Source organism: Streptosporangium sp. H16 (genome assembly GCF_051918855.1).
Classification (GTDB): domain Bacteria; phylum Actinomycetota; class Actinomycetes; order Streptosporangiales; family Streptosporangiaceae; genus Streptosporangium.
On sequence record NZ_JBPXMD010000033.1, the window covers coordinates 1 to 15,063 of the forward strand.

Consider the following 15,063-nt stretch of genomic DNA (forward strand, 5'->3'; position numbering starts at 1 on the left):
AGTGTTTGTGTGTTTCATAGGGTTACGGCGGTTATGGCGAAGGGGAAACACCCGGTTACATTCCGAACCCGGAAGTTAAGCTCTTCAGCGCCGATGGTACTGCACCGGGGACGGTGTGGGAGAGTAGGTCACCGCCGGACAATCTTTTGAAGGCCCCCACCGTTGGTGGGGGCCCTCAGTCATGTCCCGGCCCTTTTTTCCGGGGCTGTTCCGGGACCCTGCCCGCGACCCTTCCCGAACCTTTTCCGGGACCTGCCCGACACCCGTTCCAGGACCGTTCCGGGGCCTGCCCGCGACCCGTTTTGGGGTCTGCTGGGGGGCTCTCTTCAGGGCCCTTTCCGGAGCTTTCCTAACAGGAAACTCCAACGGGAGACTCCCGAGATCCCATCATTCCCCGGACCGGAGAAGTCCCTGGAGGGCGTTCGGCCGTCAGGCGGCTCATCGGCACATGAGCCTTCCCGCCGTCGCGATCGCCTGCCCGGCCGCCGGGGAGTTGAGCTGCACCACCACCTGGCGCCGGCCGTCCTCGCTGCTCATGGCGACCCCCGAGTATCCGTAGATCATCCCGGAGTGGTTCCACACCCGGGTGCCGCACGGCAGCCTGTCGGCGAAGACGCCCAGACCGTCCGCGCGCTTCAGCGCGGCCCCGGACCCCTCGAGTAATCGCCTCGGCGCCGATCCCTCGGCGGGTTCACCACCGGACACGGCCTGTTTCCCGCCGAACAGTGCCTCGTAGAAGGCGCCCACATCCCCCGCGGTCGACACCAGCCCGCCCGCGGACCAGAAGATCGAGGAGTTCACGACCGTCGCCCCGGGACCGTCGCCCTGCCTGCCCGTGGCGAGCCCGGGTGGCCGTAGATCCCGCGGCAGTTCGGTGTCGCGCAGTTTCAGGGGCTCGGTGACGCGCTCGCGGAGCACCTCGGCGTAACTCTGACCGGTGACCTTCTCGATGATGAGGCCGAGAAGGATGAAGTTGCCGTTGGAGTAGCGGTTCACCCCGCTTCTGCCCGGTTTGCCGCCGTAGCCGAGCAGTTCCCGCGGCGGCCAGTCGCGTGTGTACATGCCGCCGTCGACGATGGCGTCCATGAAGCGGGAGTCGGTGAGATAGTCCGGTATCCCGCTGGTGTGGTTGAGCAGTTGCTCCACGGTCACCCGGCCGGCACCGGGAAGGACCCCGGGAAGCAGCTCGCCGAGCGTGTCGCGGAGGGCCAGCCGCCGCTCGCGTACCAGCTGGAGCGTGATCGCCGCGGTGAACGTCTTGGTGATGCTCGCGATCCGGAAGCGGTGGTCGACCCGCATCGGGGTGCGCGTCGCCGGGTCGGCGAACCCCGCGGCGGCCTCCTGGACCTTTCCGTCGTCACGGACGTGCACGACGGCCCCCGGGGAACCTGCCGCCGCCACCAGGTCCTCCGCGATCGCCTGGAGGGCGGAGGCCGAGCCGGCCGGGCCCGGTTTCGTGGGGGGATCCGGCCGCTCGGAGGAGGGCGAAGGGGACACGGGCGCGGGGCTCGTCGCCGAGGGAGAGGCCGGTGGGGCGGCGCCGGGCGCCGGGGCGCAGGAGGTCAGCGCGATCACCAGTGAGATGGCTCCGAGTCCGGCCGCGCGCATCCGGCGTTTCCCTTCTCGTTCCTCGTGTTCCTCGCCGGGACCATCACTTCTCCTCGAGCGCGGGAACCTCGAGCGCGGAAACCTCCGCCTCCGGGCGGGAAGGACGTCAAGACGCTACAAGCGGCGCGGCGAATGGGAAAGCCCGCCTGGTGGGGCCAGGTCTTCGGATGAAGGTCCGGTGCCGGCCGGTTCCGGTCTCGCCCGTCGGCGAGACGCCCGGCGGTCCGTGCTACCCGAGGTGCCACCTGGTGTGTCACTTGATGTCTTCTGGTACGCCACCTGGTGTGTCACCCGAGGTCCTGCTCGATGCCGCTCGACGTGTCGCCCGATGGGTGAACCAACGGTTCTGCCGATTATGAGCGAAACTTTTCGCCTTCTCAACCAAAGTATCCGCTGAACAGGCCCCGTGACCGTTCGTGGCGAGGCGGCCCACTCGTTGATCGGCGAGCCCGCAGGTCCGGCCGAGTACGGGCGTCGAGGCGGGCCGTCCGAGAGTGTTATCTGCTCATATCGTTACAAACCAAGTCTATTGCGGCGCCCTGGGAGGCGGCCACCCCGATCCATCAGGGAAGATCCACCATTCGGCGGTCTCTCGGGGTCCGGTGGACGGGGTCGCGCACCGGGGTGACTTCGGTCGTCGATCGTAGAAAGTTAAATTGATCATGACAAAACTTCTTCCAAAAACGTCAGAAGGCGCGTAACTTCCACGCCAAGTTCTCCGCACAACATCAAGAGAGCGCAGTGAGTCGGCCGGCGGCGTTCGCGGGCGGATCTCCTCGGAGAGGTGATCCGCCGGGCGGGGCCCCGACCTGCGGCGGAAAGGAGTCGGCGGTCACTCGGCTGAGGCATCGGGGATCACGGGGCTCCATCCACCCAGACGGAGGTAGGAAACCATGAGTGCACACGAAGAAGAGATCGACGAGGTCGCGGGCGCGCTGCGCCGCAGGCTCGGACTGAACCGCCGCCAGTTCCTCGCGGCCACGACGGGAGTCACCGCGGTGGCCGCCGTCTCGGCGGTGGGCCCGCTCGCGTCGGCCGCGTACGCCTCCCCCGGTGGCGACCAGGAGCGCGGACACGGTCACGCCCACGGTCACGGCGACCGGAACGCCCTGGTGCCCGAGGCCAAGCGGGGCATCATCCTCTACACGGTTCGTGACGTGATCTCCCGCGACCCGGCGGCGAACACGAGCCTGCCGGCCGGCTTCCGGCGCGTGTTCGAGGAGCTCTCGCGGATCGGCTACAAGCAGGTGGAGTTCGCCGGCTACCGCCAGCACGCGAACGCCGAGGGCGGGGCCGACCTGGAGACCGTCGAGGGTGCCAAGCTGCTGCGCCGGTGGCTCGACGACAACGGGCTCAAGGCCCAGGGCAACCACGGCTTCATCCCCGGCTCGTGGCCGCTCACCGAGGCCGACCTCGACCGCTTCAAGCGGACCCTGGAGATCGCCAACATCCTCGGCATGGAGCACGTGGGCACCGGCGGCGACCCGACCAACAGCGCCTACAAGGCGGACTGGGACCTCGCCGCCCAGAAGTGGAACGGTCTCGGCTCGATCGCCTCGGCCGCCGGGCTCAAGCTGTACACGCACAACCACGACGCGGCGTACGGCTTCCTCCTCGACGAGGGCCCGCTCGACGAACTCGGCCGGCCCACCCGCTCGTCGGGCATCAGGAAGCTGGAGTACTTCCTGCGGATCACCAGCCGCAGGCACGTCTATCTCGAGATGGACATCTTCTGGGCGCACGTGGCGCAGTACAAGCACCGCTCGTACGTCGCGCGCGACGGCTCCACCCGGGCCGACATCTTCGACCCGCTGAAACTCGTACGACAGAACGAGAAGCGCTTCCCGCTGTTCCACGCCAAGGACGGGAAGGCCAACACGGCGACCGGCAACGGCTACGACATGGTGCCGTTCGGCACCGGTGACATCGACTACCGCGCCTTCTTCTCCAAGCTGGACATCGAGCGGCGCCACAACCCGATGTACGAGCAGGACAACGCGCCCGGAGGGGCCGAGGAGCCGGGCCGCTCGCTCCAGTACTCCGAGCTCAGCTACAAGAACCTGGCCGCCCTGCGCCGCCGCCGCTGAGAGCCCGGCGGACGACCGGGCGAACTCCTCAGAAGCCCCTCGAAGAGCACCTCGGAAAAGAACCCGGAGACGGGTTCGGCGGACCGCCACGTGATCGAAGCCGTTGCCGCGGCACGCGTGGCGGCCCGCCCTGTCCTGACACCCCCCTGAAGAAGAGGCTCAGGAAGTTGAAGCGTACCCGCGCCATGCTCGGTGGAGCACTGGCCGCCCTGCTGTTCCCCCTGGCGGTGCCCGGCACCGCCCCCGTACAGGCCCATGCCGGCGTCCTGGCCGCGCCCACGGACTGGTCGAACTACGAGAAGATCACGCTGACCAAGAACGTCGGCGAGCCGATCGACCTGGCGGTCCTGCCCGACAAGCGGGTCCTGCACACCGCCCGCAACGGCGACATCCGCCTGACCGACGGCAGCACCGGCGTCACCAAGGTCATCAACACGATCCCCGTCTACGCGAACTCCGAGGACGGTCTCCAGACGATCGCGATCGACCCGGAGTTCGCCGAGAACAAGTGGGTCTACGTCTACTACGCGCCCAAGACGATGACGGCGCCGTACCCGGAGACGACTCCCACCGGGTCGGCGCCCAACTCGCTGCCCGCGGGCGCGGACGAGTCGTACTGGAATCAGTGGAAGGGCTACAACCAGTTGTCGCGGTTCAAGTGGACCGGTGACGCGCTGGACCTGTCCACCGAGCAGGTCATCATCAAGGTCGAGGCGCAGCGCGGGCAGTGCTGCCACGTCGCGGGCGACGTGGACTGGGACGCCGCGGGCAACCTCTACCTCGTCACCGGTGACAACACCCCCGCGGGCACGCCCGGGGCCAACGGCATGGCGCCCAACAACGACGCCCCCGGGATGAACCCCGGGCTCGACGCGCGGCGCGGCGCGGGCAACAGCAACGACCTGCGCGGCAAGATCCTGCGGATCACGGTGAAGGAGGACGGCACCTACACCGTCCCGGCCGGCAACCTGTTCCCGCCGGGAACGGCCAAGACGCGTCCTGAGATCTTCGTGACGGGCGTGCGGAACGCCTTCCGGATGGACGTCGACGACGTGACCGGTACGGTCTCCTGGGGCGACTACGGCCCCGACGCCGGGGCGGCCGACCCCGCCCGCGGGCCCCTGGGCTACGTCGAGTGGAACGTCACCCCCATCGACAAGCCGATGAACAGCGGCTGGCCCTACTGCACCGGGAACAACTTCAACTACAACGACTGGAACTTCGCGACCTCGACGCCGCGCGAGTGGTTCGACTGCGCGGGAGGGCCGACGAACACCTCCCGCTGGAACACCGGCGTCGACAAGCTGCCGGCCGCGACCCCGGCGGACCTCTACTACGGCGACAACAACACCCACCAGCCCGCGGAGTGGGCCGGGCTCACCGACTTCGAGCCGGCGGGCGGCCAGGGGCCGATGGGCGGCCCCGTCTACCACTACGACGCGGCGAACCCGTCGACGACGAAGTTCCCGGCGTACTGGGACAAGAAGTTCTTCTTCGGCGAGTTCTCCCAGGACTACCTCGCGGCGTTCACCGTGACGGGGTCGGACGGGCCGGTGACCAAGCTCGAACACTTCCTGCCCAACAGCGCGCTGACCACGGCGGCGATGCCGATCACCGACAGCCCGATGGACATCGAGTTCGGTCCCGACGGGTCGCTGTACGTGCTCGACTACGGCGACGGCTTCTTCCGCGCGAACCCCGACGCGGGCCTCTACCGCATCGACTACGCCGAGGGGAACAAGACGCCGCAGGCGAGGATCGTCGCCAAGCCGACGTCGAGCAGCGCCGCGCCGCTGACCGTCGCGTTCAGCGCGGAGACGTCCACCGACGCCGAGCCGGGCGCGCTGCGCCACGAGTGGGACTTCGACGGCGACGGGACCTTCGACGCCACCGGCGTGACGGCCTCGCACACCTACCCCGCGCTCGGGCAGTACGCCGCCAGGCTCCGCGTGACCGACGCGCAGGGCAGGTTCGGGCTCACCTCGACCGAGATCACCGTGGGCAACACCGCGCCCGAGGTGACCATCCAGACGCCGGGCAACGGCTCCTTCTTCAACTGGGGCGACGCGGTGCCGTTCCAGATCAAGGTCTCCGACAAGGAGGACGGCGACACCCCGGTGTGCGGCCGGGTGCAGTGGACCTTCGGCCTCGGCCACGACGCGCACGCGCATCCGGAGACCCTCGGTTCCGGATGCTCGGGAGCCTGGCCGACACCCGCCGACGCCCCCGAGCACGGCGAGACCGAGAACATCTTCGGCGTCGTCGTCGTGAGCTACCGGGACAACGGCGCCGGTGACATCCCCGGAGCGCTCGGCGACGCCACGCTCATCCTCAACCCCAAGGAACTGCAGGCCGAGCACGCGGACGCGAGCAGCGGCGTCACCAGGGTGGAGGACGAGAGCGCGTCCGGCCTGGCGAAGATCACGTCGTTCGACGCCGGGGACTGGATCGCGTACGACCCGGTGAACTTCGCCGGCGTCACCGGCGTGAGGACCCGCGCCTCCGGTGCGGGAACGCTGTCCCTGCGCTGGGACTCGGCGACCGCGGAGCCGTTCGCCACCGTCACCGTGCCCGCCGGATCGGGCTGGCAGAGCGTGGACACCTCGCTCACCGGCGCCCCGACGGGCAGCGGGAAGCTCTACGTCACCTCGACCGGCGGCGTGGAGGTCGACGGGTTCACCTTCCAGGGCGGCGGGGTCTCCGACGAGACGCCTCCGACCGTGTCGGCCACGCTCGCCCCGGCCGAGCCGGGCGGGGAGAACGGCTGGTACACCGGCAACGTCACGCTGACGGTCACCGCGACCGACAACGGCACGGTGGCGAGCCGCCAGTACTCGCTCAACGGCGGCACGACGTGGCTGAACGCCAACAACCCGGTCACCCTGACCGCCGACGGCACGGCCACCGTGCGCTACCGGGCGACCGACAACGCGGGCAACGTCTCGCAGGTCGGCACCGTCACGGCGAAGATCGACAAGACCGTCCCGGTCCTGACCGTGAGCGGGGTGGAGCCCGGCAAGTACGGCGACTCCGCGTTCGTCACGCCCGTCTTCTCGGCGGCCGACGCGACGTCGGGGGTGGCGAGCGTGACGGCGGCCGTCGGCGACCTGCAGGTGGTCTCCGGCAAGCCGCTCGCCCTGTCCAAGCTGGCGCTCGGCGCGCACACGCTGACCGTCACCGCGAAGGACGAGGCGGGTCACGTCACGAAGCAGACCGTCGCGTTCGAGGTCACGACCTCCTTCGCCGACGTGCGGAATCTCCTCGACCGCTTCAAGGCGGAGGGCTCGGTGCGGGGCGTCCTGCTCGGCGTCCAGCTCGACCAGGCCAGGAAGCACGCGGAGGCGGGAAGGAAGCAGCTCGCGATCGCCTCGCTGGAGGTCTTCGTGACGCTCGCCCGCCTCAAGCTCTGGGTGCCCGACACCGCGGCGCGTGACGTGCTCGTCCGGGACGGGAAGGCGCTGATCGCGCAGTTGCGCGCCCCGGCCGGCGGATAACGCGACAAAGCGGCGCGGGGGGAGAGCCGGGCAGGCTCTCCCCCCGCGCTCGGTTCCGGACCCCGGTGGGTGATCCTCCGGGGTCCCGGTCCTTGCTGAGGTTCTGGCCGCCAGGAACGGGCGGCGCGTCCGGTGGGTCAGTGGGGGGCGAGGTCGAGATCCTTGATCCTGGGGTCGCCCTCGTCGGCGAAGTAGTGGTCGGGCTGGGTGGCGTCGACGCCGTCGGAGGACTTCATGGCGCGCGCGATGACCGTGCCGAGCGCGGCGACGGCCAGGTTGACCGCGAGCGCGAGGATGCCCGCGTAGATCGTCATCTTGGTGTCCAGGCCCAGCTTCTCCAGCGGGAACGCCGACCCGGCGAAGTGCAGCTTGCCGGTGGCCGGGTTGCCGATGTTGTAGAGCAGGAGCATCCCGGCCCCCATGCCGGCGACCCATCCGGCGATCAGGCCGCTGCGGTGGAACCAGCGGGTGTAGAGGCCGAGCGCCACCGACGGGAGCGTCTGCAGGATGATGACGCCGCCGATGAGCTGCAGGTCGATGGAGAAGCCGGTGTCCAGGAACAGGATGCACAGCACCGCGCCGACCTTGACGAGCAGCGAGGTGATCTTCGAGACACGGGCCTCGTCGGCGTCGCTCGCGTCCGGCTTCAGGTACTCCTTGTAGATGTTGCGGGTGAACAGGTTCGCCGCGGCGATGGACATGATGGCCGCCGGGACCAGCGCGCCGATGCCGATCGCGGCGTACGCGACGCCGGCGAACCAGTCGGGGAACATCTTGTCGAACAGCTGCGGCACGATCGTGTTGTTGTCCTTGCCGATGGGCTGGATGCCGGCCGCGATGGCCATGAAGCCGAGCAGCGCGATCAGGCCGAGCAGCAGGCTGTAGGCGGGCAGCGCCGACATGTTCCGCTTGATCACGTCGCGGTTCTTGGAGGCGAGGATGCCGGTGATGCTGTGCGGGTACAGGAAGAGCGCGAGCGCCGACCCCAGGGCCAGCGTGACGTACTGCAGCTGGTTGTTGGCGTTGAGCAGGATGCCGTCGCCGGGCGCGGGACTGGCGGCGAACTTCTCCTGGGCGGCGTCGAAGATCCCCGACCAGCCGCCCTCGATCTGGGCGGGGATCGCGAAGATCGCGACCAGGATCACGATGTAGATCAGCGTGTCCTTGACGAACGCGATCAGCGCGGGGGCGCGCAGGCCCGACTGGTAGGTGTACGCGGCCAGGATCGCGAACGCGATGATGATCGGCAGGTGGCCGGTGATGCCCATCGACTTCAGCACGGCCTCGATGCCGACGAGCTGGAGGGCGATGTAGGGCATCGTCGCGACGATGCCGGTGATCGCGACCAGCAGCGCGAGCGTGGGGGAGCCGAAGCGGGCCCGGACGAAGTCGGCCGGGGTCACGAAGCCGTGCACGTGCGAGATGGACCAGAGGCGGAGCAGTACCAGGAAGACGATCGGATAGACCACGATCGTGTACGGGACCGCGAAGAAGCCCATCGCGCCCGCGCCCCAGAGCAGGGCGGGCACCGCCACGAAGGTGTAGGCGGTGTAGAGGTCGCCGCCGACCAGGAACCAGGTGACCCAAGGACCGAAGTTGCGGCCGCCGAGCCCCCACTCGTCGAGGCTTGCCAGGTTCTCCGGGCGGCGCCAGCGCGCGGCCACGAATCCCATGCCGCTGACCAGCAGGAACAGTGCGGAGAAGATGATGATTTCTGTCAGGTGAGCTTCCATCGGGTCACCGCCGCCGCTTCGTCATCTGGTACACGATCGTGGTGCATGTGACACCGACCGCGATGAAGGCGAGCTGGAGCCAGTAGAACATCGGAAAGCCGAAAAGCCGTGGCTCATCGGAATTGAAGAGAAACGGGAGCAAAGGTAGGATGATCGGCACGATGAGCAGCCAGTTCCATGGGCTGTGATCGCTCCGGTTCCCGTTTGGAGTGGTCAACGCGGTCTCCTTGAGCTGGAGAAAGGGTGTCCGGGCAGGACCGTCCCCTTCGGCTGACCGGCAGCGTAATTACACGGCCGTTTCATTCAGGTCACCGAGCGCCGAGCGGCACCGGCGGCGCGACGAACGGTAGCCCGGCTCCTTCGGCGAGGCCGTCGGCGAGGTCGCGGGGGTCATTCCTCCCGGGTGGGCCCACTTCGCCGACGGAATACCACCGGTCACCGAATTCCCGGCGCGGCTTCCTTGACATGATCGAGCAAGTCCTCGTAAAGGCGTGACGGGTGAAGGCGTGTCACACAGCGCACGACGTGTTGCCCGGCGCGAGACATGTCACACAGCGTCCCGAGCCGCCGGTCGCGGTCTCGCGCGGCGCTGCCGGCGCCGGCAGGGCCTCACGCGGTCCGCCGGAGCGCGGGCTCAGACGGTCCTGTCGGCGGCGGTCCTCGGCTCGTGCCGTACGTCCTCCGGCAGGCCGAGGTCCCTGGTCCAGGCGGCGAACTCCACCAGGATGCCGTCGGGGTCCTTGAAATAGATCGACCGGACGAACACGCCCTCTCCCATGGCGGGCGCTATGCCGAACTCGCTGTCGTCGTGGTTGAGGATCACCCCGACGTCCACGCCCTTGGCGATGAGCTTGTCGCGGTACTCCTCGATCCGGTCCGGGGCGATGTCGAGGGCGATGTGGTTCATCGAGCCGACCGCGGAGAGCAGCTCACCCCGGTCGGGCAGGTTCTTGGGCGCCGAGACGCCGGGAACGCCCTCGGGCGCGTCGGGGAACCAGAAGAACGCCAGCGCGTTGCCGCCGCCACAGTCGAAGAAGAAGTGCTGCCCCCAGCCCATCGGCAGCTCGATCGTCTTGATCAGGGGCATGCCCAGAACGCCGGAGTAGAAGTCGACCGTCTGCTTCATGTCCGAGCACACCAGTGCGAGGTGGTTGATCCCGCGCAGCTCGAACTCGGTGTTGTCCGCCATGTTCTCCTCGCTCCCTCGGGTAATGAACTGCTTATCACAGGAGATGGGAAGGCCGGGCGGGCGGCCGCCGGGGAGGCGGCGGCGCGACCTGCCCGTACCGCTCACGGCCGCTCGGACACTTCGGGCAGCCGATGGCTCTCGCCCCTGGCCAGGTAGACGACCCGGTCTCCGTGACCGCTCCGCTCGACGTGGTCGCGGAAGTCGGAGAGCGGTGAGCTGAAGGCGCCGTAGTCGTCGTAGTGCACCGGCAGCACGTGGCGCGGCTTGATCAGACGCACCCACTCGGCCCCCTGCCGGCCGTCCATCGTCACCAGCAGGAGGCCCAGCAGCTTCGTGCCGCCCAGGTGGACGACGCCCACGTCGACGTCGGGGAAACGCCGCGGTATGGCGTCCAGTTCCCTCGCCATGAGCGTGTCGCCGCTGATGTGCAGGCGCAGGCGCACGCGGCCGTCCGTGCCGGAGAACTCCAGCATGCTTCCCATGACGGGCGGCAGGAGGAGATCCACCAGGCCGGGGCCGTGGCGCGCGGGCAACGAGGTGATCTTCACCGAGCCGGCCGGGTTCCGGAGCTCGTGGTCATGCCAGGTGGCCACGCCGACCGCCCCGCCGAAGCCCTGCCGCTTCAGCTTCCGCGCCGCGTGCGGCGTGGTGACGATCGGTGTGCTGTGGTCCAGCCCCTTGCGGGCCACCCGGTCCCAGTGGTCGCCGTGCATGTGCGAGAGGAGAACGGCGTCGAGGGGCGGGAGCCGGTCAACGTTCAGCGCCGGTTCGGTCAGTCGCCTGGTGAACAACCCGTAGCCCAGATAGGCGTGCTGGCCGCGGTGCAGGAAGTTGGGGTCGGTGAGGATGGTGAACCCGTTGTAGCGGATGAGCGTCGTGGCGTTCCCGATGAACAGCACACTCGCCGCCTCCTGGTCGGACATGCCGCGGTCCCCCGTGTCGGATCGGTGGAATGGTCGTCGTGCTCGAACCCGGCAGGCCGCGCATCCGGCCGTCCCGGGACCGTCACGCCTGCCGGCGTTCTCCGCCGGTGGCCGGACCCCCGTCCGGCGGGCCGGCGTACGGTCCTACCGTGGCGTCACCAGGCGACCTTCAGGGACGACAGGCCGTACACGAAGCTGAAGGAGCGGAAGTGCGCGTCGGGTTCGATCGCGCGCAGCTCGGGAAAGCGCCTGAGCAGCGCGGGGAAGGCGATGTGCATCTCCATCCGCGCCAGCGGCGCACCCAGGCAGTGATGCACGCCGTGGCCGAAGGCCAGGTGGCCGGGCGCCCCCCGGGTGATGTCCAGCACCCCCGGATCGGACAGGAACGCGGGATCGCGGTTGGCGGCGAGCAGCGCGCACATCACCAGCTCGCCGGGCCCGATCCTGCGGCCGGCGATCTCGACCTCCGTGGTGGTCGTCCTGAAGGTGCTGGAGTGGACGATGCTGAGCCAGCGCAGCAGCTCCTCCACCGCGGCGTCGACGAGCTCGGGTTCCTTCCTGAGCAGTTCCAGCTGGTCGGGGTGGCGCAGCAGGGCCAACGTGCCCAGCCCGAGCATGTTGGCGGTGGTCTCGTGACCGGCCACCAGCAGTAGGCCGCCGATGCCGATGAGCTCGTCCGTCGTCAGGTCGTCGTGCTCGCGCACCAGCGTGCCGAGCAGCTCCTCCCCGGGATCGGCCTGGGCGCGGGCGACCAGCTCGGCCATGTAGGCGCGCGATTCCCGCTGCGCCGCCCTGCGCTCCTCGAGGGGCGCCGACACGTCGAGCAACAGGCCGGTCCTGCGCTGGAAGCCCGCCCGGTCGGTGTACGGCACGCCCAGCAGCTCGCAGATCACCAGGGAGGGGATCGGCAGCGCGAACGACGACACCAGGTCGGCGGGGGAGCCCGCGCTCTCCATCGCGTCCAGATGGTCTTCGACGATGCGGGTGATCCGCGGTTCCAGCCGGCGTATCCGGCGGAGCGTGAACTCCGGCGTCAGTATCCGGCGCAGCCGGGTGTGCTCGGGGGGATCGAAGGCGAGCAGGTTGCCCGCGCGGAGCACGGCGAGCTCATCCTCGCTGCTCCGGTCGCCGGGCAGCTGGAACGTGGCCGTCCGGGCGTTGCTGAACCGCTCCGTGTCGCTCAGCACCGCGCGCACGTCCTCGTGGCGGGTCACCAGCCAGGCGTCGATGCCGGGCGGCGTCCTGACGAGCCTGACTCCCTCCCCGTCCCGCATCGCCTCCAGCTCCGGATCGGGATCGAACTCGGCTCGCCGCATGTGCAGCGGTGGCGTCGGAGACTCGCTCATGGGACCCCCTGGATGACTCGCCGTTCTGGCCACTCCGAAAAAACGCTAGCAACCCATCGATTGCGCACAAAGGACCCCGAGGGCCGTCCGAGGTCCGTGTTGTGTCACTGACCAGCAACTACTTGCTCCGGCGGCGCCGTGCGCCGTGAGGTCCCCGACCTGGAACCGGGACCCCGCCGCCGGTTTCCCGGCGGGGTCGCCGGACACCGCGGTGCTCTTCTCGTCCTTCCCGCCGGCCGTTCCGCGCCGCGCCGCGCCGCGGCCTTCCGGCCCGGTCCGTGTCCCTCGGCCGGTGTGACGCGAAAACATGACAGTAGATGTCCTGTTTTCGCGTCACGCTGGCCTCATGACAAGAACGCTGGAAGGAAAGGTCGCCCTGGTCGCGGGGGCGACGAGGGGGACCGGCCGGGGAATCGCGGTGGAGCTGGGCGCGGCCGGCGCCACGGTCTACTGCACCGGGAGGAGCACGCGGGAGCGGCGCTCGGAGATGGACCGGCCGGAGACCATCGAGGAGACGGCCGAACTGGTGACCCGCGGGGGCGGTCACGGCATCGCGGTCCAGGTCGACCACCTGGACCCGGAGCGGGTGCGCGCCCTGGTGGAACGGATCAGGAACGAGCAGGGCAGGCTCGACATCCTCGTCAACGACGTCTGGGGCGCCGACCCGCTCACCGAGTGGCACGTCCCCGTCTGGAAGCACTCCCTCGACGACGGCCTGCGCATCCTCCGGCTGGCGGTGGACACCCACCTGATCACCAGTCACCACGCCCTGCCCCTGCTGATCGAGAATCCCGGGGGCATGGTGATCGAGGTGACCGACGGCACCCTTGAGTACAACACCGTCAACTACCGGCTCTCGGCCTTCTACGACCTGGCCAAGATCTCGGTGAACCGCCTCGCGTTCAGCCAGGCCCACGAGCTGCGCCCGCACGGCTGCGCGGCGATCTCACTGACCCCCGGCTGGCTCAGGTCGGAGAGCATGCTGGAGCTCTTCGGCGTCACCGAGGAGAACTGGCGGGACGCCACCGCCAAGCAGCCGCACTTCGTGATCTCCGAGACGCCCGCCTACACCGGCCGCGCGGTCGTCGCCCTCGCCGCCGACGAGGACCGGATGCGCTGGTCGGGCCAGTCGGTGTCCAGCGGGCAGCTCGCCCAGGTGTACGGCTTCACCGACGTCGACGGCAGCAGGCCCGACGCCTGGCGCTACATCGAGGAGGTCGAGAGCAAGGGCAAACCCGCCGACGCCACCGGCTACCGCTGACCACCACCGGTACCGGCACCGCGACCCCGGGCCGGGGCCACCGGCAGGGAAAACCGGCTGAGATCCCGGCTGGGCCCTCGGCCGGGCCCCCGGCCGGGATCAGCGGCCTGGCGCGCCGGTGTCGCCGGTGTCGTCGGGGTCGGAGGTGTCGCCGGTGTCGGAGGTGCCAAGAGGGCCGGCGGGGTCGGCGGGGGAGCGGGGGGAGGCGTACAGGTCACGCAGGCGGGAGGCCGCTTCGGCGAGGCGGGCCCGGAGGCCGGGCGGGTCGACGACCTCGGCCTCCGGGCCGAAGCGAAGGATCTGGCTGTAGGCGACCTCCGGTGACTCGACCGGCAGGCGGAACGTGACCCACCCCTGCCCGTCGGGCTCGCCGGCGGAGGCCAGGGCGGAGCCGAGAGCGGCGGGGTCGGCGACGGCGGGGAGCGCGCGGCGCCCGGCGGGGCTGAGCCGTACGGTGACGTGCGCGGTGAGCAGGGACCCGGCGAACCCCGCGGCCCTCTCGCCCCAGAACGCGGCCAGGTCGAAGGTCTCGTCCCGCTCGAAGCGCAGGCCGGAGTGGATCTCGACCTCGTCGAAGCGGTCGACCCGGTAGATGGCGAACCGGGTCGCCAGGTACCAGACTCCCGCCTTCAGCACGAGCCCGTACGGCTCCAGGCGCCGCCGGGCGGCCCCGGCCTGCTCGCTCTCCCCGGCACGTCCGTCACGCTCGGTCCGACGGCCGCGTTCAGCCTGTCCGGTTCCTTCGGTCCGCCCGGTTTCCCGGATTTCGCCGGATTGTCCGGGTTGTCCGGGCTGGTTGGTCTGTTCACCCGGCCGGGTGCGCGTGGCACGCCGGTAGAGGGCGGTGACCGGGTGGTCACCCCACACCGCCCTGGCCAGGGGCGCCAGCGCCGCCGGTGGGGGTCGCTCGCTCGCGAACCAGCCGGGGGCGTCCAGGTGGAAGCGCTGAGCCGCGGTCGCGGGGGCGTCGCGGAGGCCGGGGGAGAGCGCGGCGGAGGCCTTCAGCCGCGCCGTGGCCGCCACCTCGCCCAGTCCCATCTCCCGCAGCGCCTCCGGCACGCCCGACAGGAAAAGCGCCTCCGCCTCGGCGCGGTCCAGTCCGGTGAGGCGGGTGCGGTACCCGTCCAGCAGCCGGTAGCCCCCGCCTCGCCCGCGATCGGCGTACACCGGCACGCCGGCCTCCGACAGGGCCAGCACGTCGCGGTGGACGGTCCGCTCGGAGACCTCCAGCTCCCTGGAGAGCTCCGCCGCGGTCATCCCGCCCCGGGCCTGGAGCAGCAGGACCAACGACATCAACCTGGCCGCGCGCACCCTCCGACCCTAGTCCCGGCGCACCCGTGCCCGCGGCCGGGCGGGGCACGGGCGGGACCGGGGTGAGGCCGCCCGGGACGGCCGGAGGCGGCCGGGCGAGGGCGGAACGGG

At 70.0% G+C, this 15,063-nt stretch carries 10 protein-coding genes and 1 rRNA gene; 4 read left to right on the forward strand and 7 right to left on the reverse strand.

Going from position 1 to position 15,063, the window contains the following annotated elements; genetic code table 11:
• Positions 1-23: 23 nt before the first annotated feature.
• Positions 24-140: ribosomal RNA gene (gene rrf, locus ACTOQ2_RS35760) — 5S ribosomal RNA — on the forward strand.
• Positions 141-438: 298 nt separating this feature from the next.
• On the opposite strand, the gene ACTOQ2_RS35765 is transcribed toward rrf, so the two are convergent.
• On the reverse strand, positions 439-1,608 hold the full coding sequence (locus ACTOQ2_RS35765; RefSeq protein ID WP_440105240.1) for a serine hydrolase domain-containing protein: 1,170 nt from the start codon (positions 1,606-1,608) through the stop codon (positions 439-441).
• Between the two features lie 893 nt (positions 1,609-2,501).
• On the opposite strand from ACTOQ2_RS35765, the gene ACTOQ2_RS35770 reads away from it, so the two are divergent.
• Both ACTOQ2_RS35770 and ACTOQ2_RS35775 read left to right on the forward strand, forming a co-directional pair.
• Positions 2,502-3,695 carry a sugar phosphate isomerase/epimerase family protein gene (locus tag ACTOQ2_RS35770; protein WP_440105241.1) on the forward strand — a complete coding sequence of 398 codons (1,194 nt, stop codon included), beginning with the start codon at positions 2,502-2,504 and terminating at the stop codon, positions 3,693-3,695.
• A gap of 167 nt (positions 3,696-3,862) precedes the next feature.
• Positions 3,863-7,189 carry a PQQ-dependent sugar dehydrogenase gene (locus ACTOQ2_RS35775; protein WP_440105242.1) on the forward strand — a complete coding sequence of 1,109 codons (3,327 nt, stop codon included), beginning with the start codon at positions 3,863-3,865 and terminating at the stop codon, positions 7,187-7,189.
• Between the two features lie 137 nt (positions 7,190-7,326).
• Here the strand turns inward: ACTOQ2_RS35775 and mctP are convergent, their stop codons facing one another.
• The 5 genes from mctP to ACTOQ2_RS35800 form a co-directional block, all read right to left on the reverse strand.
• On the reverse strand, positions 7,327-8,922 hold the full coding sequence (mctP, locus tag ACTOQ2_RS35780) for a monocarboxylate uptake permease MctP (RefSeq protein ID WP_440105243.1): 1,596 nt from the start codon (positions 8,920-8,922) through the stop codon (positions 7,327-7,329).
• Positions 8,923-8,926: 4 nt separating this feature from the next.
• Positions 8,927-9,139 carry a DUF3311 domain-containing protein gene (locus ACTOQ2_RS35785; protein WP_440071415.1) on the reverse strand — a complete coding sequence of 71 codons (213 nt, stop codon included), beginning with the start codon at positions 9,137-9,139 and terminating at the stop codon, positions 8,927-8,929.
• Positions 9,140-9,556: 417 nt separating this feature from the next.
• Positions 9,557-10,111 (reverse strand): VOC family protein, encoded by a 555-nt coding sequence (locus ACTOQ2_RS35790; protein ID WP_440105244.1) that lies wholly within the window; start codon positions 10,109-10,111, stop codon positions 9,557-9,559.
• Positions 10,112-10,212: 101 nt separating this feature from the next.
• Positions 10,213-11,034 (reverse strand): MBL fold metallo-hydrolase, encoded by an 822-nt coding sequence (locus ACTOQ2_RS35795; RefSeq protein ID WP_440105245.1) that lies wholly within the window; start codon positions 11,032-11,034, stop codon positions 10,213-10,215.
• A 155-nt stretch (positions 11,035-11,189) separates the two neighbouring features.
• Positions 11,190-12,380, reverse strand: a complete 1,191-nt coding sequence (locus ACTOQ2_RS35800; protein WP_440105246.1) for a cytochrome P450 — start codon at positions 12,378-12,380, stop codon at positions 11,190-11,192.
• Positions 12,381-12,726: 346 nt separating this feature from the next.
• On the opposite strand from ACTOQ2_RS35800, the gene ACTOQ2_RS35805 reads away from it, so the two are divergent.
• Positions 12,727-13,641 carry an SDR family oxidoreductase gene (locus tag ACTOQ2_RS35805; RefSeq protein ID WP_440105247.1) on the forward strand — a complete coding sequence of 305 codons (915 nt, stop codon included), beginning with the start codon at positions 12,727-12,729 and terminating at the stop codon, positions 13,639-13,641.
• A gap of 99 nt (positions 13,642-13,740) precedes the next feature.
• Here ACTOQ2_RS35805 and ACTOQ2_RS35810 read toward each other — a convergent pair whose 3' ends face one another.
• Positions 13,741-14,952: a helix-turn-helix transcriptional regulator gene (locus ACTOQ2_RS35810; protein ID WP_440105248.1), complete on the reverse strand. Its 1,212-nt coding sequence runs from the start codon at positions 14,950-14,952 to the stop codon at positions 13,741-13,743.
• Positions 14,953-15,063: the final 111 nt, after the last annotated feature.

What these genes read in the sequence shown, in the direction of transcription:
- ACTOQ2_RS35770 (WP_440105241.1), top strand. Translation starts at nt 2,502, where the DNA reads ATGAGTGCACACGAAGAAGAGATCGACGAGGTCGCGGGCGCGCTGCGC.
- ACTOQ2_RS35805 (WP_440105247.1), top strand. Translation starts at nt 12,727, where the DNA reads ATGACAAGAACGCTGGAAGGAAAGGTCGCCCTGGTCGCGGGGGCGACG.
- ACTOQ2_RS35795 (WP_440105245.1), bottom strand. Translation starts at nt 11,034, where the DNA reads ATGTCCGACCAGGAGGCGGCGAGTGTGCTGTTCATCGGGAACGCCACG.
- ACTOQ2_RS35765 (WP_440105240.1), bottom strand. Translation starts at nt 1,608, where the DNA reads ATGCGCGCGGCCGGACTCGGAGCCATCTCACTGGTGATCGCGCTGACC.
- ACTOQ2_RS35790 (WP_440105244.1), bottom strand. Translation starts at nt 10,111, where the DNA reads ATGGCGGACAACACCGAGTTCGAGCTGCGCGGGATCAACCACCTCGCA.
- ACTOQ2_RS35800 (WP_440105246.1), bottom strand. Translation starts at nt 12,380, where the DNA reads ATGAGCGAGTCTCCGACGCCACCGCTGCACATGCGGCGAGCCGAGTTC.
- mctP (WP_440105243.1), bottom strand. Translation starts at nt 8,922, where the DNA reads ATGGAAGCTCACCTGACAGAAATCATCATCTTCTCCGCACTGTTCCTG.